Below are 23136 nucleotides of genomic sequence, written 5' to 3'. Positions count from 1 at the left end.
CATGTCCTATAGTTTAGTAGTTATACCTAAGCGAAGTCGACGATCAGCGGGGATGGGAGACCCATACGCACCCTGAGCTTTAGTTAGATTTTCCCCCGCCGCATATACTGCGATGTTAGAACCGATTCTCTTGGTGATTTTACCATCGACCGTGACTGTTGCCGGCACCCGTATCATCGTCAGTTCCGTCGACGGTAGGAAGCTGCTTTGATAACTGGCGCTCGTGAGATGCGCCAAGGCGGCGGCTGACCAATCGCCGACTGTGTAATCAACGCTCAAATTAGCCCGATGCCGGGGTGTGGCCCTTTCGGGAAAGAGCGCATAAAAGGTAACGTCACGATTTGCGGGGATGTTGTCATCGATCTTGGCCAAGCTGTAGTCTAGTAGCCAATTCAAGTTTCGTGATAATTTTCCTGATGCCGCCAATTCTACTCCGTAGCTTTCAAAAGATCCGACATTGGCAAATCTCGTGACGGCAATCGGCGCTGGTGTCAGCACCACTGTGACATCGACAGAACCACCCGGCGACGCGACAAGGTTTTCTGTACGAGTATAAAAAAGGGTGGCGTCAAAGTGAATGTCTGAGCCAAACCCATGTGAGTAACTCGTCTCTGCACTCCAGACGATGACTGGAGCCAGGCGTGGATCCCCGGTAAGATACACCGGGATCGGAACGTCGGGAGCCGGGACCATTACGCGAACGCCAAGGCTGATCAGTGATGGCAGCTGCAATCCACGTCCACCATTGATACGCAGTCTGTCATTATCACTGACCTGAGCGGTTACCGCGGCATTGAAGCTGATTGGTGTGATCGAGCGCTGATAGGCGGAGACCGGATCGATCTGCGGTGCTGCCGGCGTCCCGCTTTGATCCAGCCACAGGTGATCGAGCCGCAGGGCGCCGGTAATTGCAACGCGCTCGGTCGGATGCAGGTCGATCATACCACTGAGAGCTGCGACCTGATAACCGATGCGATCGGAAAACAGGCTGCCGGACCTCAAGTGGTTGTCGCGATACTCAGCGCCAAGCCGCAGGGTATTTGCCGCGCCAAGGCCGATAAGACCCGATCCCGACATGACGGTAATACGGTTGTTTGTGCGAAGATCGGCAACGCTGCTGTAGGGATCGGTTGCAGGCGTCGTGATGCCATAGTCCGCCTGCAGCCAGTTGGTGTAGATCCGACCGGTCAGGCTGCCCCAGTCGGTATCGCGGTTTACCAGCAGTCCAGCGGTCTGGTTGCGGAACCGTTGTTCGGTCAGGATCTGGCTGGGCAGGAACTCGAGTTGCCGATTGCCGGTCAGGCCGCCATCGAGCGTGATCGAGGTGGACGCGTCGGCCTGGATGGCCAGCGATGCTCTCACCTGATCGGCATAGACGTGCCGGGTCCGTGGCGGTTGGTAAAACGCACCGGGAATGGCGCGCTCGTCTTCGCGCTGATGCCCTCCGCTGATCTTCAGACCGATCGTCGAGCTGACCGGGACGGTGACCGATCCACCGACCCGGGCATAGCCGTGAGTACCGATTTCCGCCGTCCCGCTGACATGTCGCTCCGCGTCGGCGCCAGTAGTGATGATGTTGACGACGCCACTGGCGGCGTTGAAGCCGAACAGGGCGCTGGCGGGCCCACGAACCAGCTCGATCTGCTGGATCTCGTCGAGCTGGACGCCAAGCAGGTTCCAGTTCGTCATGCCGTAATGGTCGAGATAGACCTGTCGGCCATCAACAAGGACAAGCAGGCGGGCACTATAGGTCTGGACGCCACCGCGGACGGTCACATCGCTTTGTCCCGCTGTCCAGCGATTGACGTCGATCCCCGTATAAGCCTTCAAGAGGTCTGGCACGCTACGCGCGGGAGACCGGGCTATCTCGTCGTGGGTTATGATCGTGATGGCGGCGGGGGCTTCCGATGCACGCTGTGGCTTTCCGGTCACGCTAGTCGTGATCGGTTCGCCAAAGGCATCACTCAAGGTCGCATAGTCGACGATCTGTGCATCGAGATGGCCGGCTGGCATCATGGTGCCGGCCGCAGTGGCAGCCATAAGGCTGAAGAAGCGGCGCATGGGTCAGACCCCTTTCACGAGCATGAGGAAGGCCGATCCGAACCGGATACCGCTTCGATGCGCGGCCGCCTTGTTCACGATGATTTGGGTCTTGCTGGCTTCACTGATTCCCACGATGCATTTTCCAGCTATGACGCAGCCAGCGTCGGCAGTGATGGTCAGAATGGACTGCGCACTGGCGACTGCGGCGACCTCGTCCTGATGCGCGCGCAGGCCTGTCGTGACGAAAGCCGCCTTCGTGCCGGCGAGCTGGCCCAGGTTGGACACCGCCACCCGACGCGTGCGGAGCGTGGCACGGCCCAGCGTGAAACCGCCGGTTAACATGCGCTCCATGTCGTTAGCCTCCGCTTCCGATGCCGCGTTGCCGGGCTGATAAACGATCCCGATCGGGACGAGTCCTACAGGCGTCGGTTGAACGAATGAGATGACCCGCGCGGCGACTGGTACATTCAGAACGGCTGACGGCGCGGTAGCTGCTGGCCAGAGCATGCTGATGGCGAGAACGGGGCCCGCAAGGATAGACAGGTAATTCACATGTATCCCAATCATTTAGGCCGGTTGATAGCCATGGGATATGTGCGAATAGTTAATGAGGGGCGCTGGATTGAGGTGTTGTTTTCTAAAGCTCTTCGCCTTAAGCGCGATCCAATTTTGAGTTTCGGAAGCAGGTGCGTGTGACCTGTGATCCACATGTCACTGATGTACGAAGCGCTTGTGTTGTTACCGAAGTGATTACGTAAAGCTGCAGGTCTGCCGTCCACCGCCTTCTGCCGTTTCGTATCACAAAACTAGCGACATGCTAGACGTCCAGAGGTTAGGATTCTTGCGACAGAAGTATCGATGCCCGCTTAAGCGTATAATATAAAGGAGTGGTTTTGATTATTGACAAAATATATTAGCGATTGACGCTGTGCTGTTTGCTCAATCGGCGCACAACTGACACAAGCTTGGCCATTGCTGGATCGCGGATCGGCTCGGCGACGCGGATTTCGCGGCTACGTCCATCGATCGTGAGGCCGACCGTGTACGTGCGTGCATCCGGTTTCGCGGTGTCGTTCGCCGGCGTGCAGTCGAAAAAATCAGCTTGATCAGCGAGGCTTGTGAGTTCCTGACGCTCCGGGCTGTCAAGATCGCCAAAGGACACTGATTGCTCCTTCGCCAGCCCCGGGAAATGGGCAAGGCCGCCCTCGATCCGTACCCGGGCCTCGCCCGTTACCGTCTCGTTGCAAGCTTTGCCCATCTGCATCAGATCACTCCAACTGTGCTCCAGGCCTCGGTAACCGCGGTCGCCTCAGCGCTGCCTGAGCCGTACAAACGCCCCGCGACATCAATCGTGACGCGGGCGAAGCCGGCGAAGTCCGTATTGGCCCTCGTATTGGGGTCTAGCAGCGCGTTGTACCAGATTTGGCCGGCGCGGTCCCATGCGTTTCCGCCGATTGTGATTGCGGCAAAATGAAAGGCGCGATTGGGAATGCCGGAGTTGATGTGAACGCCGCCATTGTCCTGGTTGGTGCGGACGAAGTCGTCCATGTGTCCCGGCTGTGGATCCTTGCCAAGCACCGGATCATCATAAGCGGTGCCCGGCGCCTTCATCGAGCGGAGGGCAACGCCGTTGACCCTTGCCGTCAGGAGGCCGGCACCGATCAGCCAGTCGGCCTGGTCGGCGGTCTGTCCCAGCAGCTTCTGCTTCACGAGGCTGCCAAACACATCGGAAATGCTTTCGTTGAGCGCGCCCGACTGGTTGAAATAGGCGAGGCCCGCCTCCTTCTCGGTGACGCCGTGGGTCAACTCGTGGCCGATCACGTCGAGTGAGATCGTGAAGCGGTTGAACAGCTCGCCGTCGCCGTCACCGAACACCATCTGGGTCCCGTCCCAGAACGCATTGTCGTAATCCTGGTCGTAGTGAACCGTGGCATCAAGCGGGAGCCCAGCATCGTCGATCGAATTACGTTGATAGGCCTCCCAAAACAGCGCGAACGTCGCCCCGAGACCGTCATAAGCCTCGTCGACGGCGATATCGCCGCTGGGGCCATCGCCTTCGCGCCGCACCACCGTCGCCCCCGGTGCCTCAGGTTCGCCGCCTGCGTCGCGGATGGTCCTGAGTGGGCTCGGGGTCAGGATGTTACCCGCCGCGGCACGCCGCCGCGCGATCGCGCCGGTGACGGGGCCGGCGGTGCTGGCGCGGACGATGCGGATGGTTGGATCGATCAGCAGACTGCGAACCGCCATCGCCCGCATCTCGGGCGAGCCGTTTTCCGCGATCTGCGACAGGATGTAGGGCGGCAGGATGCAGTGAAGCGAGTGGCGATGGGTGGAGTTGCACATAGTCGTATCTCCTCAGGGGTTGGTTCAGCTGCGGGCGCGGCGAAGCACGAAGGGGACGAGCGCGACCCACATGATGGTGATGAAGGCGAGGAACTGGCTGGTCTGTTCAGGTCCGCCTGGGAGGTAGCCAAAGCCACCTAGCGAGGCTGTGTAGAGCTCGAACGAGATGACCGAGACGGCGATCGCCACCACATCTGCATCTCCCCCTCTCTCTTCCTGCGTCCCGAACCAGCGCAGCGCGACGATGAACAGGGTGATGATCCCGATCAGGATCAGCCGAATGACGATGTCGCCGGCAGCGATCCCGGTCGCCAGCGGGTACAGCGTCACCGCCTCGACGGGGAACAGCTTCACGAGACTGGCATAGTAAGGCTCAGGCGCCGGGTCAGGTCGCCGCCCTCCCCTGACCATGGGTGCTGAACGGCTACGCAGTCGCAGCGTGCCCCGCAAAGCGGGCCGCGCAGTTGCGTCACCCTGATCATCCATTGCCGCGATCGCGCGTTGCACGGCCCCGGCATAATGTGACACTGCGGCGTCGCCGGGGGTCAGCGCCATGCCAATGGCGGTCGCCTGTTCGCAGCGGTCCAGGACCGTCGCGAAAACCGGCAGGTCGCCTCCTTCCCCGCTGTGCAGCCCGGCGAAACCGTCGCGGGCGCTGCCGAGTGCGGTACGTAGCCCGAAGAAGGTGTCGAAGAAGCGCGGCAGATAGCGCGGGTTGGCGGTAAATTCCTGAAGCTGGTCGGTGAGAGCGTCGGCCGCATCCACGGCCTGGGTGAAGGTCGTCATCGGGTCCTCTTCAGGCAGGAGTGGCGAGCGAGGCGATCAGGCCCAGCGCTCGGGTGATACGGTCGATGTTGAGGCGAGCTGCGGCGCGGCGCTGCTGCGACGTCAGGCGACCGGCGAGTGCATCGCGCAGCCCTCCTTGAGCCTTAGCGGCAAGGTCGAGCGCGTCGGCGACCTGCGCGGCGCGTGCCGGTCCTTCCTTCGCGGCCTCGCGGGCGGCAAACACGCGGGTGGCCAACTGCTCGCGCTGATCGGCTGAGAGGCTCGCGCGGTTGCGGATGTAGGTGCGAAACAGGGCATTGCCGTAGAGGTCGTCGGCATTGCGCGCAGCCCCCCTGCCCCACGTCGTCACCTGAACCGACAGCGAGCCCAGCGCGCGATCGACGACGGCGCCGCGTTCGATGACCAGCGTTCGGACATCCTTGGTTTGCCCTGCCTCGCGGGCGAGGTCGCTGGCGAAGGCGATGAGCGCGATGAGGCTCTGGGCCTGTTCGCTGGCGACGGCCGCGTTGACGTTGGGCAGGTCGGTGCCGGCGACGAAGTTGCTGAAGCGCGCAAGCCGGTCGGCCTGGTCCGCGAAGGCCGTGATCTCGACTGAGACATCGGTTTTGGGTGCATCAAGGATAGCAGCCAGCGCATTGGCATAGTCGCTGATCGCGGCGAGGAGTGCGATGCGCGGCTCGAGTACGGCGCGCGGGCTGCTGCCAATATCGATCTCGAAGGCCGTGTAGCCAGCCGCCGGGGCTCCACCCGCAAGGCAGAGCGGTGCTGCCGGCGCGGTCGGTGCAATTGGCACCTGGATGCGCAACGGCGTCGCCGGCAAGCAGCTGGGGTCGCTTGCAACGAGCGCTGCTGCTGCCTCGCGGCGACGCTGTTCGATGGCATCGAAGTAACTGGCGGTCGCCGTCACGGCTGCGCGGCTTCGAGCTTGCATTGCCCCTGCCGCCTCCAGCCGGACCACGTTCGTGGCGCAGCCGGCAAGGAACACCGGGACAGTCATCAACATTAGAAGGGCATTGGCACTGCGGCGCATGGCGGTCTCCTTCAGACGTAGGGCATCATGCCCTTAAACTGCGATCTTCCCTCCCCTTTCTTCGCCTGGAAATGCGTCGTAGCCGCAGGCGGCCCTGCGGCCGGTTGCGGGGCCGCAGGGTGGTGACGATATTGACGATACTGGTGATAAGCGCCGCGATACCTACGAGCATCGGGCCATCGATCATGTCGGTCATGTTCCGACTCCCATGTTGATCCGATAGCCCATGTTCCATATATGTTCTTTGTAGGACAGCGCTATTTTTGCACGTCAGACAAGGATGTCTTCGGGCCCGAAAATGAGCCGTCGGACCACCTCGCCAGTCGCAGCTTCTTCGTTCGAAAATCCATCAAACTGGCGCAGTTCGCCGAAATTGAGATCGGTGAGGCCTTCTATACCCGCCACGGATCGCTGGTACGTCTTGAACGCCCCGAACAGCAACGATTGCTCAGTCAGGTCGACGTCATGGTCGATGAGGTAAGCAGAAGCGGAAGGTCGGCCGTCATCATGAACGAAGGCGACCACTTTCCAATAAGCGAGCGGGATCGCGACGCCGCGATAGACCGGGTCGTTCTGCCGGAAGACGGGGCCGGTGAACACGGTTGCTCGCTCACCGACGCGGCGCGTGTTGCTGAGGATATAGTCCTCGAGGCTGAGCCAGGTACGTTGGTTGAACGCGGAAAGCTGCGGCGCGCAATTGGTGAAGTGGAAGGTGTCGCGGTTGGCGACGCCAGCGGTTGGACCCCAGTTCGGATCCTCCCGGCGGACGAGGTGGCCACGGTCGAAGTCATTGTTAGCGTAGAGTTCGTCACCGGCCTGGGCCGTCTCCGGGATGCGGCCGTCGAACGCCCACGGATCACCGCCACGGGAGACCGAGACGCTCGCACTGCCATCGATGTTGACGCCGGTGAACAGCGCCAGGCGACGGCTCTTCGACATGACGATCGAAAAATGCTCGTAGTCGAGCCGTGCGTCGCTGTTACCCGGAACGGGTAGGACATCGGCTGCAATCGCAGAGGTGTCGGGCAACGGCACGACAAACGCGCCAAGGTGTTCGGCTCGGTATCCCTGCCGTCCTGCGAACGACGATGGCGGGGAGGTCCGGACGCTGGCTGTATCAAGCGCGAGCGAGCTTTCGCTCGTCGACGTGATTGGACGTAGATCATCGAGGCGGGGCCGATAGGACATGTCGATCATCATTGGTTCTCTCCGATGGCTTCACGTCGTGTCCGTTCGAGGCTTAGTTGTTCGACCGCGACCGCGCACTGATGTGTTTGGGTCAGTTTCATAGGAGCAAAAAGCGGCAGGCGTATTTCATCTCCAATTTGCGGCGGTACGGCCAGGCTGATGGCAGTGACGGCGGTTACCCCCTCGACCAATATGTCGTTATGCTCAGCTCACGTGATGCGCGATCCGGCAACGCTAGTTAGCCGACCGGTAGCTCTCGGCCAGATAAGTCATTCTGCCATTTGACGCCGATATCGAAGGAAGAGCCTCCCTGAATGGGAGGTAACAGACCCATTCAGTATTGCAACATGGCGGCAGCCGCATAAGCATCATCTGGCGGCTGCTGATCTGCTGCCATGGAGGTCAGGTGATGGTTCGCAAATTACTCTTCGGTGCAGCGTTTCTCGCTTCTGCAGCTGCGTCCATGGTGCCATCGGTCGCCAGCGCGCAACGTTATGGCGATCGCTATGAGCGCTCCTACCAGGGCGACGACCGGCGGTATGAACAGCGTCCCCGCTACGTTTCCCGCCGCGATGACCGACGCTACGATGATCGCCGCGGTTATGATGATCGTCGCGGATATGACGACCGTCGCAGTTACGGGGGTCAGGGCTATGACCGTCGTCCGCAGCGGTGCAGCCAGGGCACGACGGGCGCAATCATCGGCGCGCTTGCCGGCGGGCTGCTTGGTCGGACGATCGACAGCCGCGGTGACCGTGCACTGGGCACCATCCTTGGCGGTGGGGCTGGTGCCCTTGCCGGCAATGCCATCGAGAAATCCAACAATCCGGGCTATTGCCGCTAAGCCTGCAATTACTGCCGATCGTTGTTGAGCCCAGGTGCCTTCGGGCGCTTGGGTTCGCGGTTACATGCAGCAGGCTTGCCGACTTATAGCGGGGGGATGTCCTCATAGCGGCCACCCCCTGTCGCTAAAGCGGTGACATTCGTGACGTTCGAAAGTCAGGATATCTGCGATACGGCTAGTTCGGTAGTCTGTTCTCGCGCCTGATCCGTGGTCGGCGCCCTGCACAGCAAAGTCCCCTGCCGTACTGGTCAGGCCCCCCATTCAGGTCCGTCCTCATCCGGATAGAAAGCGTCGGGATCATGGCAGTTCGGGGTTCGCGGTGACGGCGCCAGACCACGTGATGCCATTGGGTGATCGGTGGGGGTCGGCAGCGTAGGATGGGCACCGTCAAACCGGACCCGGATGAACGCCGCGCCGCCGTTGATGCCCCGGAAGATCGCCACGGCGTCATCACCACGGCCCATTCTCGCGCGGACGTACGGCGCACGTTCGGCGCTGAGGTAGCCGATCTGGACGCCGCGCGGGCTGACGACCGCGATCACATTGCTGTCATGCTGGTTCCGGGGTTCCGGTATCAGCGCCACCGGCTCGCCGGGAAGCGTCATCATCGCCTCGGACCGACGGTTGCTGCCGTCTGCATTCGGGAAGTCGATGCCGACGACGGCCAGGGTCAGTTCCGGTATCATCCGCGGTGACGCTGGGCCCAGGTGACCGGCGTCAGTCTGGGCTGGGCACACGAGCAGGTGTCCCGCAGCCAGCCAAGCTCGACTGTTTCAGCTGCCGTGGCGATCTCGGTCCACCATGTCCGCTGGTCAGCATGCCAGCGATACCCCCTCGCCTTCAGCGCATCCTTCGCCTCGAACGGGGCATTGGTGGCCTCGATCCTGACGCTTGGCTGCTCTGCCTGGCGGATGAGCCTGGCTAGAGCGGTCTCGCCGTCCGACAGGACACGGCCAAGGAGATTGATCGTCGCCCAGACGTCGGCCGCGGCCCGGTGGCCGTGATGGAACAGGCCCTGCTGCATGAGGAGATGGCCAAGCTTGCGACCGTCAAAGCCCAGTTCGGGCCATGGCACCTCATTGCACGAACATGCCCAGGCATGGCCGGCGATGGCGGGCAGGCGCCGCTCGACGCGAACGGCATCGAAGGCGGCATTATGAGCAATGGCGACAGTGGTGCTGGCGATCAGGCTAACGGCCTCGTCGGTATCGATGCGTTTGCCGACGACATCCGCATCGGTGATGCCGGTCAGCCGGGTGATCTCGGCCGGGATCGGCATACCGGGGTCCTCGAACCATTGCCGGGGCTGGCCGACCTGGACGATCATGCCGCGTGCATCGAAGGCAATCCGCTGGATCGCCAGGTCGATGATCGGGTGATCCGCATCGAGGCCGATGGTCTCGACATCGATGACCGCGGCCGTGCGCACCTGCCCTTGCGGCTTTGCAACGGGATAGGCCTCGGGCGGGGGCAATGCCCGCAACACCCGGTAGTCGGGGTGTCCGTCGAGCAGGGCAGCTGCACGCCCGTGTGCGGAGATGTCATTGCCCATGGGCAGCAGTCATTACCTTGGCCGTGACCAACCGGTGCCATTGCCCTGCAAACGGGGCAATGGCACCGGTCGCGATGTAATCAGCCGTTCAGCGCATCCTTGACCGCCTTAGCGGGCACGAACGTCAGCTTGCGCGATGCGGCGATCTGGATGGCCTCGCCGGTCGATGGGTTACGACCCTCACGGGCCGGGCTGTCCTTGATCTTGAACTTGCCGAAACCCGTCAGCGAGACTTCCTCGCCCTTGGCCGTAGCAGCGACGATCGCGGCCATCAGGTCGTCAACCGCCTTGCGGGCATCGGCCTTCGACATGGCATGATTGGCAACGAGGGTTTCGGCGAGTTCGGCGTTGTTCATGAATGTCATCCTGGATTGATGCGCTCCCTTACCCGGCAAAACCTTGCAGGAGCAATCACACCCCTTCACCAAAGGCAGCCCTACCCGCTTGCCGATCAATGCCGGACCGGCCGTTTGCCTTGCTCACCATCCCACCATACAACCGGCATTTGCCACCCACACCAAGACCAGCCGGAAGCACCACCGTCATGCAGATCATCGTCCGCGACAACAATGTCGATCAGGCGCTCCGTGCCCTGAAGAAGAAGCTGCAGCGTGAGGGTGTCTACCGCGAGATGAAGCTGCGCCAGCACTATGAGAAGCCGTCGGAGAAGCGCGCCCGTGAGCGGGCAGCGGCGATCAGTCGTGCTCGCAAGGCTGATCGCAAGCGTGCCGAACGCGATCAATGACCAGTGGGGCCCAGCCAGGCACGAGGGTGATCGGCAGCCGGATCGATGAGACCGGCACATTGATCCGCGATGGCGGCGCCTTCTATCTGCGCCGTGACCTTGGCGGCCGTTATATGCTGGAGTTGCGTCGCACACCGGTCGATCTGATCGAAAAACGAGTTAGGCTGATCGGCACCCTGGTCGGCGTCGATCTCGTCAATGCCGATGGCGTAGCGCCTGCCTGAAAGCGGCGATGACGCCATCTGACGGGGACGGTTTACCTCGCGGCTGCTCTGTCAGCGTCCCTGACCGCTTTCTCATCGTCCCGCCTTGCCGCTGCTGCAGTTGACCGTTCAGACTGATCAGCCATCACATCCCAGCGCTCAGCCGCATGCAGAGCCCTGGCGCGAACGTTCGGTAGGGTCGTCTTCGCTGCCTCTTCACGCTGCTCGTGCGCTCGCTGCCGGTACAGGTCTGATTCCGTCGTCATGGCGTCGAGATAATCAGCTGAAAACGATAGTCCAGCAGCCATCCGGATCAGACGTAACGCAAACTCTTTTGCGGTGAAGGGTCGTTGTAGGTCAGTGCCGGCCCCTGCCCTGCCCTGCCCTGTGCCTGCGGGTGCCGAGCTGGTCACGACCGAGAAGCAGACGCGTGGGCGTGCGATGCTACCAGGGGTTCATGATTGAGCAGCTCGCACCGGCTGCTGCGGGTTTGCATGTAAGTGCATTATCACCTCCGCCGCCATTACCGGTCGTAGGCGGAAGCAGAACCATAGGCGGTAATGGTGGTGTCGCCGTTTTCAGAGCAGGCGGTCGGTAGCCCAAGCTGCCGTGCGGGCGGATGTTTCATATGGCGCCCTTCCGTTCCATCAAAAGCTTGGCACCATCAAGCTGTGGCATCAGACGCCTAGCGGACGCTGTACGGGATTTGCACCGAGAACGAGGACATGGCGGCCATGGTGCCGCGCGTGCGGAGCCTGACATGCGTCACCGCGCCCTGAGAAGCGGGGTCGCCGGCGACGGGTTGATGCGTCCAAGTCTGTCCCTTGTCGGCAGAGAAGTCGACATCGTCGACCGCATCGGACGGTGCGGTGTAGCGCAGGCGCATCGAGGACTCGGGCGACCCTTCGATCAGGGTGATGGCCGGGCCGGGTGGTGCGCCCTCGCCGTCGAGCGACAGTGCCGCCCCCGCCGGGGTTGGCACGACGATGTCAACCGGTCCCCCGTCGAGCGGCACGATGTCAGGGTTGGCGAAGGTGGCCGTGACGGTCCGTCGGCTGCCGGGCAGCGCCCGGGGATTGAACGAGGTGTTGACGGGGTCCCAGATCGTCGTCGAAGTCGTCGACAACGTCGCATCCCGGGGCGTTACGGTCAAGGTTATGTCGATCACCGAGGTGCCTGTGCCGGTGTCGGAACTGCCGAGTGCGCACAGGCCTATCAGTCCGAGCCCCCTGCAGATGCTCCAGCTCCAGCTGATCGATATCCGGTCCCTGTAGACCCCTACCGGGGGAAAGCCGTCACCTGTCGGCTTGACCCAGATGGGCAGATCCGCGTTGCTGTTACCAAGGAGACCGAGCAGGTTCAGCAGGTTGTTCTGCATATAGTCGATCGTCGCGCCTTGGCTCGCGGCGTAGACACCTGCCTCATCGGCCGATGCCCGGTAGGGGACGCTCCCCCCGCCGGCACGGATCAGCCTGAAGCCGTTGGCGCTGGTGAAGGTCGCTTTGACGTTATCGCTGCCGAGCAGCTTCAATACGGCAAAGCCGCATTGCAGCCCTGCGCGGCTTTTTACCGCGGGGACGGCGCCGCCCTTGACCGCGTTGGGCGAAAAGCTGCCGAGATCAGCCGCCACCGAGGATGAGACGGTGCAGGCGGTTGCCGGTGCAGCGCCGCAGAACAGCGCCGCACCGGCAACCGCCACTGTCGTTCTAGCGGCGACAGAACGGGCGATCACGGCCGGACGCCCGGCGATTGTCGAAGGGGTCCGCCCTCCTGCTTTGCCGGTAAGGTGTGGATCGGGCCACATAGGGTCGACCGGCGGTGCACCGGGCGGCCATCATGATCGCGCTCGACATAATGCATCGTCGCGACGACGGCATGGGGATGGCATCGCCCGTTCGACGCGCCAGCGCCATCTGCCGTGATTGACGGTGACCGTTGTGCCCCGGCGATCATCACCGAACCAGATAGGAGAACAGCAAGAAGCACGAGGTGGATTCCGGTAGATACGACCGCCACCGCCATCGCCGCAGTTTATTTAACCAAAGGTTGAACAACCACTGCGGCAATTTTTCCGATCTGGCCGATTTTCGGATCTCGACGTTCGAAAACTATGCTATTACAGCGCCTTATTTATTCTACTGCAAGCAAAATAGCTGGCATATTCCGAGGCGATGACCATCGATAATCACCGCTGCCATTAACCGTATCACCAAGCAGACGGCAATATCGGTCGAACCAACAAAACTCATAAATGTTTCGATTGACGTGGACTGTCGCTGATCGGTCACGTGTCTATGTAGAAGCGCCACGTTCGGCATCGTGATAGCCATGCCTTGTACAGAATAGAGGATGATGTGATCGATACACAGGTCAAATCATGGTATGACGCCTTCTCGTACGAACGGCAGCGCCAAACCGCCGTGGACCGGAGTGGGGCATTGGCGATGCAGGACCACGAGGAACTCGATTTCATCGTTGACCTGATTCACAACCATTACCGCACTCGGTATGCGGCCATTTCCATCATCGACGGCCAGTCTCAGGTCATCCTGGTGCAACGAGGCCTCGACACCGCCTCCATTCCGAGACGCGCCGCCTTTTGCGCAGTGACGATCCAGCATGCCGGGCAGCCATTGATCGTGCCCGATACCCGGATTGCTCCGCGGTTCCGCGACCTCGACAGCGTAACCGCCGATCCCTTCATCCGCTTCTATGCCGGAATGCCGATTACCGACGCCGCGGGGATATCGCTGGGTGCAATCTGCGTGGCAGATACCGAGCCCTTCACCACGACCTTCGACCCACGATTGCTGGTCATGATGGCACGGGAAACCGAACGAGTACTCGCGTCTGACAAGCCTGATCGTTAGGCTCCGTTCGTCAGAGACAGGCAAGATCGCTTTCCAATTGCGATCCCGGTTTAGATGCCAGTCCCGGCGACAGTTGCCTTGCAGCGGGCTGACCTGAACCTCGTAACATCCAGGCGGCGGGACCAGCATTCCCTATCGGACGTGGTGGAGACGAAATTACCAGCTCTATAAACGACCGGGAAAGCACCGAACAAAGCGACCTATGGTGCTGTAAGAGCCACATGACCGACGGAAACCCTTTTATATCCGCCGAAGGCGCACGGATATGGCTTTAACAGTTCGTCTGATCGCTGCAGTCTGAGTGCTGTTGGACGCATGCTCGATTACGCGGAGTGCCTGAACCGCTGGAGACGCCTGCGGTGCCGGCGATAATGTCGCTACCCCCGATACAGGCCAGCAGCGCGGCGATCGATCGCGTGATCGTTATTAGCCTATCAGAAATGCAGCTTCCGACTAATCCTGAAGCAGTACGCTTTGAGTATACTTCTGGCAGACTGGCGCCCGACCGGTCCGTTTTTCGTGAAAAGACATTTCAAAAAAGACTGGACATCAACAGACCATTTATAAAGGACTGAAGCATGTTCGTTCGTGCCTATTTACGGGCATCGACCGCTGAACAGGACGCCACCCGCGCCCGCGCGGCCCTGGAGGCGTTCGCCGCTGCACATGGGTTCCGTATCGCAGCGCGCTATGTCGAACACGAAAGTGGTACTCGCCTTGCCAGGCCGGAGCTGTTCCGGCTGCTGGACGACTGCGGTCCGGGGGACGTGTTGTTGGTCGAGCAGGTCGATCGGCTATCCCGGCTCAGCGCGGCCGACTGGAGCAAGTTGCGATCGGAAATCGAGGCGCGCCAGGTCCGGATCGTGTCACTCGACCTGCCGACGTCCTGGAACCTGATTGCCACCCCCGACGACTTCACGGCCCGGATGTTCGCGGCGGTGAACGCGATGATGCTCGATGTCCTCGCCGCGGTCGCGCGCAAGGATTACGACGATCGTCGACGTCGGCAGGCCGAAGGTGTCGGCCGTGCCCGAGCCGCAGGTCTCTACAAAGGTCGCGTCGAGAACACCGCGCGTAATGCGTCGATCGCTCGGTCGTTACGAGATGGCCATAGCTGGCGTGAGATCATGACCGGAACTGGCTGCAGCCGGACGCTGCTCGCCAAGATCGCTCGCCGCCTGAAAGACGAACGAATGGCAGACGCCAAGGGCGTTGATCCGAGTGCTGTCGACGGGACCGTCTAAGCGACGGAATTCACTTTCAATCAGGCCTTCGATGTTTCCCGCTTCTCCGTCTCGACCAGTCAGTTTCGGGAAAGAGCAATCAGGAACACATTTCGAGAAAATAGGTGCTCGAAGTTTCCCTGCCCGGCACGGACATGGGCGCGACGAGGCGCACTGGTACGCCGCTCTGCAGCGCGGCGACGGCCTGATGCAACTGCAAGCCGGTCGATGTCTTAGGCTGTCCTACCGGCCGCTGAGCGTCGCTTACGACCAATGACGATCCAGAACCTCCTGAAGCGCTTTCTCGGCGTCCTCGCGAGACGCTCCGCCTTTGCTCAACAGCGTGAGGCGGACGCCCTTCCTATCAGCACCCTCGATCCGCAACACCGGCTTGCCGCCTTCGCTGGCGACGGTCTCCACCGAGCCTGACCTCTTGGGGGATCCTGACCTCTTGGGGGGGTCAGTAGCGATGCTAAGCGCCTTGATCACCTCGAGTACCGGCATCGGGGTTCCGGCCTCGTCCTGCGCCGCCCTGAGGCGCTGTGCCTCGCGAAACGCTCGCGTTCGCCGATCGTCCGGTTTCAGCAACGCCTTCAGCGCTATCGCATTGCGAATCCCGAGCTCCTGTGGCTGCTTGAATGCCACCATCAGCTCATCGGGAAGCCGCGCGAGATCAAGGTAGCGCGTCAGCCAGCTTTCGCTGACCTTCAGCCGCTCGGCCATTGTCTTCTGTCGGCCATCATAATAGGTGCCGAGCGCGCGCAGATAGTCCTTTGCCCGCTCCAGATCGGTGAGATCGTCGCGCGCCCGGTTTTCGATGTCGGCAAGGCGAAACGCCTCCTCGTCGCCGATTTCACGCACGTCGATCAGGAACTTGAATTCGGGATAGTTGTGCGAGCGAAGCCAACTGATCGTCCAATGCCGACGCGCGCCGCAGATCACCTCGAAATCATAGTCCGGATCGCCACTGACGCGCCGCACGATTGCCGGCATCTCCTGGCGCCCTTGCGCCTTCATGCTCTCGATCAGATCCTCGCAGCGTTGCTCGCTGAGCAAGCTGTACTCGCGATTATGCCCGACCCACATTCGGCATCGTGCCGGGTCGACAAGTTCGTGGGTGCGGCTCACGACCGTGCCAGAGGTCAGTTCAGCCAGGCGGTTCGATCGACCGGTCAGCACATTCGTCGCTATACTGGGTCGACGGGGCGCTGCCTCGCTGGTGAGATCGATCCCCGCTGTGAGATCGGCGGCGAAGCCGCTGTTCTTTCTGCTCATGAGAGCCTCCCTTCCCCCCAAATTGCACGCGTGCAATTCCTGTCCTGATGGCAAATTGCACGCGTGCAATTATCCCGCATCATGCCAACGCCTCTTGGCGGAGTCGCTTCTGGTGGCTTGGCCACATCAACCGGATATCCACCTCGATTTCCGAATTCACACCATCCAGATATGCCAGGCAGCGGTTGCGCACCGCCGAACTCGTCGCGGGCCCGTCAAGCTCATAGACGGTCATGAGACGCGCAGTCGCGTTGTCGATCTCGGCTGAATCCTTGAGCGGCGTTCGGACCATCGCATGCCCGAACAGCGTCCGCATCAGGTTCAGCAGTTCCTTCTGCATCGATTTGTTCTCGTCGACCTTCGACGCCACGAAGCGTAAAAACCGTAGTTCCGGTGCTAATCCGCGCTCGGCCAGCTGCTCGATTGTCTCGTCCAACATCGACAGAAACGCCGCTGTCGACGAGAAATCCATGACGGTCGGCGGAACAGGAACAACCAGCGAATTTGCGGCCCGGAGAACGGAGAGCGAAATCGCGCCGAGGGCAGGCGGCGGATCCATCACGATTACGTCAAAGCGGTCGGAGATGCTCTCAATGCCTTCGCGAAGCCGATCGAGCAGGGCCCCGCTGCCTCGTGCCATACGCGCCGCAAGCTCGTATTCGGACTGGAACAGCCGCAAGTTCGCCGGGATCAGCTCCAGCCCATCGAAATGGGTCTTCCTCAGCGCGTAATCGAGTGAAGACCGCTCACTCTCACGAAGGAATGGGTACAGCGTATCGTCCTCGGTCAGATCGAGGTCCGGCACATAGCCGAACAACGTCGTGGCGGACGCCTGGCTGTCGCAATCGATCAACGCGACCCGGTATCCACGAATCGCGAGATATTGGGCGAGGTGGACCGCGAGCGTCGATTTTCCCACCCCGCCCTTGAAGTTCTGGACGGCGACGACGCAGCAGGGATCTTCCGGACTGCGATAGGGTCGCGTTCCGAAAACGCCACGCATATCGTTGAGCTGGGCTAGCGTGTAGCGCTCTCTGCGATTGTTGTCGGTTCTGGCAGGTTCGGGAAGCCGCCCATCCTTCTCGGCGTCGCGAATCGCCGCGGCAGTTCGGCCGACAAGTTCGGCGGCTTTGCTAATCGTAAAAGTGGGCTCCCGCCGGTCATCGGCACGTGCGCTGCGGGCGGAATCGCGCAGTCTCTCCAACACGGTGGACGTTCGGTTCGCCAGCGTCGCAACCGACACGAGGCGATCGGCATCCTCTAGCTCAAGACTGTTCGACACGGGCCCACCTTTCGAAATCGCAGCTACGCTACACTCACTTGCGCTTTTCGGTCAATAAACTCGCGGATTTCGAAAGTGCGGCGCTTAGTTTGGCGGCTGCGGTGACCGAGTTCTGCCTATCCTGACTCGGTGGGGGATCACCGGAATTGCACGCGTGCAATTCGCTTTAGGCGCGGCCCCGCCGGGTCACCCAGCTTTCGCAAAAACCCTTCCATGCAGCCGCCAATTTGGCCCCCCGCAATTTGGTCAGCCGCTCGCCCATATGATCGCGAAAGCCCGACGCGATAAGGTCAACGTCCCAGCCGCCGCCGTAAGACCGGCCGATCGAAAAAAGATCGTCATAACCGAACCGGATCGAGCCTGACGGGAACGTCTGTGTCTCGCCAGTCGGCTTGTCCGCTGGCTTTGCCGGAGCCGCCAAAGCGTCCTGCCCGACCGTCACCGTCTCGATTGTCCCATCCCGACGCTGCTTGCGGCCGGTTGAATGACGATCGAGCTCCCCGATGGTTTCGATGACCTCGGGAGCGCCTTTTGGCTCGAACCGGAATTCGATCTCCGCGACCGTGCGACCCTGCCGAATCTCCCGCCAATCCACGCGAAAATGGGCAAGTTGGTCGATCTCGGCCTTGGCCTTCTCCAGCACTTTGCGCCGCAACTGCGCGAAGTCCGTGTAGACATCCGGAGGAATACCCAATGCAGCTCGAAGCGCCGCCATATCGCCCTTCCAGGTCGCCTGCCGCCGATGCAGACGCAAAGCGCCCAATTCGTAAAGGCGCAGCGCGTAGTTCGACCGAAACCCCAGCACAGCCTGCCGATTGAGCACCGCATAGGTCTCAGATGCCTGAATCAGCTTGCGCGCGTCGGCGGTGAACTCCCACTCGATCCAACCCGCCTGCCCGCCATCTTCCTCCGTCTCCTCTTTCGACCGTGAGATCAGCGAGAAGAGTGTCGTCGCCTTTTTCCCCCGCCACGACCTGTCATCGACGGCGAACAGCGTGCGGTGAAGCTCCTGGAGCATTTCCGTAATGCGCTCGTTTCCCTTATGGCCGCGGCGAATATCCGCCTTGCGCATCCGGTGGGGACGGTCTTCCCAGGCATCGCCACCAGCCGTCAGGATCATTAGCGCCAACAACCGCGAGGCCGTCAGGCTGAGCGACTCGCCTTTTACGAATTTCACCTCGATAATCGAGCCTGGCTTGGCGAATTCGTCGCCACCTTTCAGCCGCAGCGCCGCGGCGACGCGCATTGACCGACCAGGCAATGCTTCCTCGATCGTTTCCTGATGTGCCACCGTTAGTTGGCCAGCGTCGTTTTCCATGCCATGCTGCGATCGAAGTTAAATCGTGGGAACATGATTGTTGCCTGACCTGACCTCCTCCGTCAAGTCAGGTCAGGTCAGGTCAGGTCAGGTCAGGATCATCAGCGTGGCGGATACCCCCAATCGGTCAGGACAATAGAATCGCTGCGCTGCGCAAAACTCAGCGATTTGCGCCGGGTCGTACCGGCCCATAGATTGGTCTGCGGGAACGGGTATTTCCGATGGTCCGCACCCCAATATCTATCAACAAACTGACCGTACGGCGTCGATTATCGGCCGGCCCCCAATCGGTCAGGAATGCCCCGGCTGGTCAGGTCAGTTCCCCCGTCCGGACAGGCTTCGGCCCCCGATCGGTCAGCCATCCCCCCCCAAGCGGTCAGGCAAACGCGCGCAACCCACTGAGATGCAATCATTTTTCGGTCGCGAATCTGAATCACTTAGAATCACGAATCCTTCCGCTGCGAGCAGCGGCATTTTTCTAGATTGATTCTTGAAGGATGTAGCGACCGAAACGAGCCCGGTCGGACAAATGCCGCATGACAACCCAAGACCCCAGAGAGAGCAAGAAGAGAGGGGGCAGACGTCCCGTCTCAATCCATGCCGCCATCCTCGCCGTCCAACACCTGAGCCAGCAACCCCACCGGATCGACGCCGAGCGCGCGCGTGACCGCGACATATTCATCGACCGCCAGCATTCGTTCGCCGGTCTCGTAACGCGATACATAGGCCTGCTGCCAGCCGAGCCGCTTTGCCAGATCGACCTGACGCAGCTTTGCATCATGCCGTGCCTCGGTCAGGGCAGCTACAATGCGGGCGTGAAGCTCGGGCAGGGCGGGGGATACCGGCATGGCAGGGCACTAGCGCGGGTTGATACAAATGCGGAAAGCGTATATTTCTCAGTCATCGTCACAAGGAGGCCGGACCTCATGGGACTGTTCAATCGCATCGCATCGTTCTTCGATGACTGGCACACGTCCGCCACCGCATCGCCGATGAATGACATACCGACGATCAACCCCGCCACAGGGCTGCCGATCACTGGTGGGGTCGACATCGCCGGCAACCCGTTCGGCACCGACCTGTCGAACCACGGTCATGATAGCTGGCATCACGATCCGCATCGTTCGGGATCGACGTTCGACGATCATTACACCACTTGGCATTATCCGTTCCCGACCGGAATGGGAGGCGGGCATGACCCCTGGCGCGACTGATGCGGTGCCGTGGTTCGACCGGCTGATCGCGCGCTGGGAAGTCAGCCGACTGGCGGTGGTGCCGTTCAGCATCTCGCTGTTCGCCGCTCCGATCAGCTGGCTGATCCTGTCGCTGACGCTGTTCGACGGCAGGCGTTCCGAGATCGTTGCAGCGGTACTTTTGATCATTTTGCTGGTACCGGTCGGGCTCGATCAGGCGCGCGGCTGGTGGCTTTGTCGTCATCCCCATGCCTCAGCGCGCTGGCTGCGCGGTGTCCGTGCCGCGGTCGGTGAAGCGGTGTTCGAGGAAGCCCTGACGCACCTTACCATCCTGCACGGTGATGACCCCGGCTACCGCATTGAACGCACCCATCTGGCCAATGCTGTGCAGGTGGTGTGGGACGTAAGGCGGAAGGGACGGCAGCGGGCCGAAGGCGTCGGTCTCGACGATGCCGCGAGGCAGGCGTGACGGTGTCGCAATCGCACCGTTTCGGCGACCTCGTTGGTATCAGGGTGTCCGGCGGGAGCAGTGAATTTCCTGACCTTGCGATCAAGCAGACCGTCTCGTTTGGTTCGCTTGATCCGCACCGGGTCGTGACGATGCTTCGCGCAGCCGATGCTGCTGCGTTCTTCACGCGAGAGGAGCTTCGCAGCGGGTCTACAGAGCCGGATGTCCGGACCTGGCATGTGTGCGGCTATGCCATGGGGGCAGAGCGCGCCTGCTGGCCTTTATGGGGACCGGTCCCGGACCCTGCGCTCGCAGTGTTGATCAGGCTGGCCCGCGACTGCCTTTCTGCGCGCCACACGATGGGGATTGAGGACGTGTCTCACACGCTTCGCGATGCGGTCGCGGCCTCGCGGGCACCACTCAAAAGTGCCACGTTCAACTACGAGGTCGAGCTAGTCGCCGATCGGCAAAACAAGCAATCCGGGGACGGGATCGTCTGCGGCGTTTCGGGATGGTTCAGCCCCCACGGTGTGCGATACCACCAGGATGTCCGGTCGGTGTCGCAGATCGCGCCGGCGGACTGGTCGGCGCTGCTCGATCACGCCGACGCGATCGACTTCTTCGATCGGCCCGAACCGGCGCCGGCGGGGCCTTCCGATCGCATCTTCCATCCAACCATCACTGCCGGAAACCGTCACCGCGAGCTCGCGGTCAATGACCCGTTCGAGACGCCCGGGCTTGCCCGCCTGATCGCGCTGACCCGGCGCGCCGTGCGCGACCGTCAGGTGCTGTCGCCGGAGATGTTGGACGACGTACAGTTCGCCGCATTGGCGACGGCATGGCTGGACGCGCAAGCGGCCGATCCCGACGACGATTCGGGCCGCTGACGAACAGGATAAATGCATGACCGACGATCGCCGCGACCGGATGCCTGAGACGCCGTTACGGCAGGCTCCGGAGCCGCTTCGCGGCTCCCCGGCCAACATCCTCGACGCCCTCGACATGGCGGGTGTCGGCGAGATCGATATCGCGTTCGAACGACCGTTCGGCCATCCGCGTCCCGCCCCGTTCGACTGATCGATCGACAGATCAGATACTACGAGCATCGCGTCCTGCCTGGATCATTTGGACAGATACGGTCTGCTGGCCGGCTGTCACGCCGGCCCAAGGCTCCGCGGGATGCCAAAAACGATGTCGAGGTCACCAAATCGACCAGTGACGCCATCAGAATGAGCAAGGGGTAGGGGAGCACACCCGATGCACCCTGACGGGTGCGGAAAAGCGCCGTAAAACAACGGCTACGTGCATGTGGTCCATGTGCCGCTCTGTGCATGGACCGCGTGGACCAGCCAAGGCACAGAGTAAATATCACAGTTATTGCGCCAATTTTGGCAGCATTGCTCTGCCCAAAAGGTTGCATGCTGGGATCACGCAATGCACAGTCGCCCGAAAGAAAAAAGGGCATCACATGGCGCGAGTACCGATCACGGTTTACCTGCAGCCGGAGCAGCTGGCAGGCATCGAACGCCGCGCCGCGCAGGTCGGCAAACACAGATGGTTCGGGGAATCTGCACAGCGGGGATAAGTGGATTGCCGATCTGACAGCGGCCATGCTGGCCGCGAGCAGGAGGCAAGATGAGCAAGCGACCCCGCCGGAACCACAGCCCGGCGTTCAAGGCCAAGGTGGCATTGGCTGCCGTGAAAGGCGAGAAGACGCTGGCCGAGCTGGCGCAGCAGTATGACGTGCACCCGAACCTCATCAATCAATGGCGTGCGCGGCTGCTGGAAGGCGCGGCGGACGTGTTCGGCGCGGAGCCGGCAGCGGTCGAGCCGCCGGTCGACGTGACGGTGTTGCACGCGAAGATCGGCGAACTGACGCTGGCGAACGATTTTTTGGCCGGTGCGCTCGGGAAGGCAGGTCTGTTGCCGAGCGCAAAACGATGATCGACCGGAAGCATGCGCTGCCGCTGATCGCCCAGGCGCGGCAGCTCGGTATCAGCCGCGGCAGCATCTACTACCTGCCGCGGCCGGTGTCGGACAGCGATCTGGCGATCATGCGCCGGATCGACGAGCTGCACCTGCTCTACCCGTTCGCGGGCAGCCGGATGCTGCGCGATCTGCTCCGGCAGGAAGGCGTCGAGGCGGGCCGGCTGCATGTCGCAACGCTGATGAAGCGGATGCGGATCGAGGCGATCTACCGCCGGCCGAACACGTCGAAGCCGGCGCTGGGGCACAAGGTCTATCCCTACCTGCTGCGCAAACTGGTGGTGACGCGGCCGAACCAGGTCTGGGCCACGGATATCACGTACATCCCGATGGCACGCGGCTTCGTCTACCTCGTCGCCATCGTCGACTGGTTCACCCGGCGCGTGCTGGCGTGGCGGGTGTCGATCTCGCTCGATGCCGGGTTCTGCATCGAGGCGCTGGAGGAAGCGCTGGACCGCTACGGCAAGCCGGCGATCTTCAACAGCGACCAGGGTTCGCAGTTCACAAGCACGGCGTTTACCACCATTCTCCACCGCGAGCAGATCGCCATCAGCATGGACGGGAAAGGCTGCTGGCGCGACAACGTGTTCGTTGAGCGCCTCTGGCGCTCGGTGAAATACGAAGAGGTCTACCTCAACGCCTATGCCTCGGTCCCCGAGGCCCGTGCCGGCGTCGGTCACTATCTGGCGTTCTACAACGCGGTCCGGCCGCACTCCGCGCTTGGCGGCCGTACGCCCGACCAGATATACTTCGCACAACCGCTTCTCGCAGCGGCATGATCAACCAGCGGCAGTCCACTTATCCAAG

26 protein-coding genes are annotated in these 23136 nt (G+C 61.7%); 10 read left to right on the top strand and 16 right to left on the bottom strand.

Translation table 11 applies throughout. The features are described 5' to 3' along the window. Window positions 1-6: 6 nt before the first annotated feature. The 8 genes from IFT82_RS18115 to IFT82_RS18080 form a co-directional block, all read right to left on the bottom strand. Window positions 7-2061, bottom strand: a complete 2055-nt coding sequence (locus IFT82_RS18115; protein ID WP_192129505.1) for a TonB-dependent receptor plug domain-containing protein — start codon at window positions 2059-2061, stop codon at window positions 7-9. A 3-nt stretch (window positions 2062-2064) separates the two neighbouring features. Further along, window positions 2065-2595, bottom strand: a complete 531-nt coding sequence (locus tag IFT82_RS18110) for a YfiR/HmsC family protein (protein ID WP_192129503.1) — start codon at window positions 2593-2595, stop codon at window positions 2065-2067. Window positions 2596-2956: 361 nt separating this feature from the next. Then, on the bottom strand, window positions 2957-3307 hold the full coding sequence (locus IFT82_RS18105; protein ID WP_192129495.1) for a protealysin inhibitor emfourin: 351 nt from the start codon (window positions 3305-3307) through the stop codon (window positions 2957-2959). Continuing rightward, on the bottom strand, window positions 3307-4386 hold the full coding sequence (locus IFT82_RS18100; RefSeq protein WP_192129493.1) for a M4 family metallopeptidase: 1080 nt from the start codon (window positions 4384-4386) through the stop codon (window positions 3307-3309). The genes IFT82_RS18105 and IFT82_RS18100 overlap by 1 nt, the downstream gene beginning before the upstream one ends. A gap of 24 nt (window positions 4387-4410) precedes the next feature. Further along, complete coding sequence (locus tag IFT82_RS18095) at window positions 4411-5172, bottom strand: hypothetical protein (RefSeq protein ID WP_192129491.1); 762 nt, start codon at window positions 5170-5172, stop codon at window positions 4411-4413. A 10-nt stretch (window positions 5173-5182) separates the two neighbouring features. Continuing rightward, complete coding sequence (locus IFT82_RS18090) at window positions 5183-6202, bottom strand: hypothetical protein (protein WP_192129489.1); 1020 nt, start codon at window positions 6200-6202, stop codon at window positions 5183-5185. A gap of 25 nt (window positions 6203-6227) precedes the next feature. Continuing rightward, window positions 6228-6398 (bottom strand): hypothetical protein, encoded by a 171-nt coding sequence (locus tag IFT82_RS18085; protein WP_192129487.1) that lies wholly within the window; start codon window positions 6396-6398, stop codon window positions 6228-6230. Window positions 6399-6472: 74 nt separating this feature from the next. Next, the gene (locus IFT82_RS18080; protein ID WP_244646939.1) at window positions 6473-7402 is read right to left on the bottom strand and encodes a DNA/RNA non-specific endonuclease; all 930 of its coding nucleotides are present in this window, start codon (window positions 7400-7402) and stop codon (window positions 6473-6475) included. 397 nt (window positions 7403-7799) lie between these two features. Here IFT82_RS18080 and IFT82_RS18075 point away from each other — a divergent pair, with 397 nt between their 5' ends. After that, a complete protein-coding gene (locus IFT82_RS18075; RefSeq protein WP_192129517.1) occupies window positions 7800-8234 on the top strand; it encodes a glycine zipper 2TM domain-containing protein in 435 nt (144 codons plus the stop codon). A gap of 248 nt (window positions 8235-8482) precedes the next feature. Here the strand turns inward: IFT82_RS18075 and IFT82_RS18070 are convergent, their stop codons facing one another. The 3 genes from IFT82_RS18070 to IFT82_RS18060 all read right to left on the bottom strand — a co-directional run bounded on the left by IFT82_RS18070 (window position 8483) and on the right by IFT82_RS18060 (window position 10142). Further along, window positions 8483-8920 carry an HIRAN domain-containing protein gene (locus IFT82_RS18070; protein WP_192129486.1) on the bottom strand — a complete coding sequence of 146 codons (438 nt, stop codon included), beginning with the start codon at window positions 8918-8920 and terminating at the stop codon, window positions 8483-8485. Further along, window positions 8917-9786, bottom strand: coding sequence for a 3'-5' exonuclease (locus IFT82_RS18065; RefSeq protein WP_192129484.1), 870 nt, complete (start codon window positions 9784-9786; stop codon window positions 8917-8919). The genes IFT82_RS18070 and IFT82_RS18065 overlap by 4 nt, the downstream gene beginning before the upstream one ends. Before the next feature lie 80 nt (window positions 9787-9866). Next, window positions 9867-10142, bottom strand: a complete 276-nt coding sequence (locus tag IFT82_RS18060) for an HU family DNA-binding protein (protein ID WP_192129482.1) — start codon at window positions 10140-10142, stop codon at window positions 9867-9869. A gap of 188 nt (window positions 10143-10330) precedes the next feature. Between IFT82_RS18060 and rpsU the strand changes: the two genes are divergently transcribed. Then, window positions 10331-10531: a 30S ribosomal protein S21 gene (gene rpsU / locus IFT82_RS18055; RefSeq protein WP_192129480.1), complete on the top strand. Its 201-nt coding sequence runs from the start codon at window positions 10331-10333 to the stop codon at window positions 10529-10531. Between the two features lie 26 nt (window positions 10532-10557). Then, window positions 10558-10755 carry a DUF5818 domain-containing protein gene (locus IFT82_RS18050; protein ID WP_342355150.1) on the top strand — a complete coding sequence of 66 codons (198 nt, stop codon included), beginning with the start codon at window positions 10558-10560 and terminating at the stop codon, window positions 10753-10755. Window positions 10756-11419: 664 nt separating this feature from the next. On the opposite strand, the gene IFT82_RS18045 is transcribed toward IFT82_RS18050, so the two are convergent. Further along, on the bottom strand, window positions 11420-12466 hold the full coding sequence (locus IFT82_RS18045; protein WP_192129476.1) for a protein CsuE: 1047 nt from the start codon (window positions 12464-12466) through the stop codon (window positions 11420-11422). 622 nt (window positions 12467-13088) lie between these two features. Here IFT82_RS18045 and IFT82_RS18040 point away from each other — a divergent pair. Together IFT82_RS18040 and IFT82_RS18035 are read left to right on the top strand one after the other, a co-directional pair. Beyond that, the gene (locus IFT82_RS18040; protein ID WP_192129474.1) at window positions 13089-13604 is read left to right on the top strand and encodes a GAF domain-containing protein; all 516 of its coding nucleotides are present in this window, start codon (window positions 13089-13091) and stop codon (window positions 13602-13604) included. 578 nt (window positions 13605-14182) lie between these two features. Continuing rightward, window positions 14183-14848 carry a recombinase family protein gene (locus IFT82_RS18035; RefSeq protein ID WP_192129472.1) on the top strand — a complete coding sequence of 222 codons (666 nt, stop codon included), beginning with the start codon at window positions 14183-14185 and terminating at the stop codon, window positions 14846-14848. 243 nt (window positions 14849-15091) lie between these two features. Here IFT82_RS18035 and IFT82_RS18030 read toward each other — a convergent pair whose 3' ends face one another. The 4 genes from IFT82_RS18030 to IFT82_RS18015 all read right to left on the bottom strand — a co-directional run bounded on the left by IFT82_RS18030 (window position 15092) and on the right by IFT82_RS18015 (window position 19550). Beyond that, on the bottom strand, window positions 15092-16102 hold the full coding sequence (locus IFT82_RS18030; protein ID WP_192129470.1) for a ParB/RepB/Spo0J family partition protein: 1011 nt from the start codon (window positions 16100-16102) through the stop codon (window positions 15092-15094). A gap of 79 nt (window positions 16103-16181) precedes the next feature. Then, window positions 16182-17384, bottom strand: coding sequence for an AAA family ATPase (locus IFT82_RS18025; protein ID WP_192129468.1), 1203 nt, complete (start codon window positions 17382-17384; stop codon window positions 16182-16184). Between the two features lie 166 nt (window positions 17385-17550). After that, the gene (locus tag IFT82_RS18020; RefSeq protein WP_192129466.1) at window positions 17551-18702 is read right to left on the bottom strand and encodes a replication initiation protein; all 1152 of its coding nucleotides are present in this window, start codon (window positions 18700-18702) and stop codon (window positions 17551-17553) included. Window positions 18703-19292: 590 nt separating this feature from the next. Then, window positions 19293-19550 (bottom strand): helix-turn-helix domain-containing protein, encoded by a 258-nt coding sequence (locus IFT82_RS18015; RefSeq protein WP_192129464.1) that lies wholly within the window; start codon window positions 19548-19550, stop codon window positions 19293-19295. 78 nt (window positions 19551-19628) lie between these two features. On the opposite strand from IFT82_RS18015, the gene IFT82_RS18010 reads away from it, so the two are divergent. The 5 genes from IFT82_RS18010 (at window position 19629) to IFT82_RS17990 (ending at window position 23108) form a co-directional block, all read left to right on the top strand. Beyond that, the gene (locus IFT82_RS18010; RefSeq protein WP_192129462.1) at window positions 19629-19916 is read left to right on the top strand and encodes a hypothetical protein; all 288 of its coding nucleotides are present in this window, start codon (window positions 19629-19631) and stop codon (window positions 19914-19916) included. Between the two features lie 4 nt (window positions 19917-19920). Next, a complete protein-coding gene (locus IFT82_RS18005) occupies window positions 19921-20364 on the top strand; it encodes a hypothetical protein (protein ID WP_207105829.1) in 444 nt (147 codons plus the stop codon). Continuing rightward, a complete protein-coding gene (locus tag IFT82_RS18000; RefSeq protein ID WP_192129458.1) occupies window positions 20361-21230 on the top strand; it encodes a hypothetical protein in 870 nt (289 codons plus the stop codon). The genes IFT82_RS18005 and IFT82_RS18000 overlap by 4 nt, the downstream gene beginning before the upstream one ends. A 16-nt stretch (window positions 21231-21246) precedes the next feature. Then, entirely contained in the window at window positions 21247-21420 is a 174-nt protein-coding gene (locus IFT82_RS17995) for a hypothetical protein (RefSeq protein ID WP_192129457.1), read from the top strand. Window positions 21421-21978: 558 nt separating this feature from the next. Beyond that, window positions 21979-23108 (top strand): IS3 family transposase gene (locus IFT82_RS17990; RefSeq protein WP_192129455.1). Its coding sequence is split into 2 segments (ribosomal slippage): window positions 21979-22240 and window positions 22240-23108, totalling 1131 coding nucleotides; the frame shifts between segments, so codons are not numbered across the junction. Window positions 23109-23136: the final 28 nt, after the last annotated feature.

Source organism: Sphingomonas sp. CFBP 8760 (genome assembly GCF_014841615.1).
Lineage (GTDB): Bacteria > Pseudomonadota > Alphaproteobacteria > Sphingomonadales > Sphingomonadaceae > Sphingomonas.
The sequence above is the reverse complement of the archived record's forward strand: the minus strand, read 5'-3'. Positions and strand labels throughout refer to the sequence as shown.

Bases quoted from the DNA above. Each gene is read 5' to 3' on its own strand.
- IFT82_RS18060 (WP_192129482.1), bottom strand. From the start codon at position 10,142: ATGAACAACGCCGAACTCGCCGAAACCCTCGTTGCCAATCATGCCATG.
- IFT82_RS18075 (WP_192129517.1), top strand. From the start codon at position 7,800: ATGGTTCGCAAATTACTCTTCGGTGCAGCGTTTCTCGCTTCTGCAGCT.
- IFT82_RS18065 (WP_192129484.1), bottom strand. From the start codon at position 9,786: ATGGGCAATGACATCTCCGCACACGGGCGTGCAGCTGCCCTGCTCGAC.
- IFT82_RS18080 (WP_244646939.1), bottom strand. From the start codon at position 7,402: ATGATGATCGACATGTCCTATCGGCCCCGCCTCGATGATCTACGTCCA.
- IFT82_RS18035 (WP_192129472.1), top strand. From the start codon at position 14,183: ATGTTCGTTCGTGCCTATTTACGGGCATCGACCGCTGAACAGGACGCC.
- IFT82_RS18015 (WP_192129464.1), bottom strand. From the start codon at position 19,550: ATGCCGGTATCCCCCGCCCTGCCCGAGCTTCACGCCCGCATTGTAGCT.
- IFT82_RS18020 (WP_192129466.1), bottom strand. From the start codon at position 18,702: ATGGAAAACGACGCTGGCCAACTAACGGTGGCACATCAGGAAACGATC.
- IFT82_RS18115 (WP_192129505.1), bottom strand. From the start codon at position 2,061: ATGCGCCGCTTCTTCAGCCTTATGGCTGCCACTGCGGCCGGCACCATG.
- rpsU (WP_192129480.1), top strand. From the start codon at position 10,331: ATGCAGATCATCGTCCGCGACAACAATGTCGATCAGGCGCTCCGTGCC.
- IFT82_RS18095 (WP_192129491.1), bottom strand. From the start codon at position 5,172: ATGACGACCTTCACCCAGGCCGTGGATGCGGCCGACGCTCTCACCGAC.
- IFT82_RS18085 (WP_192129487.1), bottom strand. From the start codon at position 6,398: ATGACCGACATGATCGATGGCCCGATGCTCGTAGGTATCGCGGCGCTT.
- IFT82_RS18100 (WP_192129493.1), bottom strand. From the start codon at position 4,386: ATGTGCAACTCCACCCATCGCCACTCGCTTCACTGCATCCTGCCGCCC.
- IFT82_RS18030 (WP_192129470.1), bottom strand. From the start codon at position 16,102: ATGAGCAGAAAGAACAGCGGCTTCGCCGCCGATCTCACAGCGGGGATC.
- IFT82_RS18010 (WP_192129462.1), top strand. From the start codon at position 19,629: ATGGGACTGTTCAATCGCATCGCATCGTTCTTCGATGACTGGCACACG.
- IFT82_RS18090 (WP_192129489.1), bottom strand. From the start codon at position 6,202: ATGCGCCGCAGTGCCAATGCCCTTCTAATGTTGATGACTGTCCCGGTG.
- IFT82_RS18070 (WP_192129486.1), bottom strand. From the start codon at position 8,920: ATGATACCGGAACTGACCCTGGCCGTCGTCGGCATCGACTTCCCGAAT.
- IFT82_RS18105 (WP_192129495.1), bottom strand. From the start codon at position 3,307: ATGCAGATGGGCAAAGCTTGCAACGAGACGGTAACGGGCGAGGCCCGG.
- IFT82_RS17995 (WP_192129457.1), top strand. From the start codon at position 21,247: ATGACCGACGATCGCCGCGACCGGATGCCTGAGACGCCGTTACGGCAG.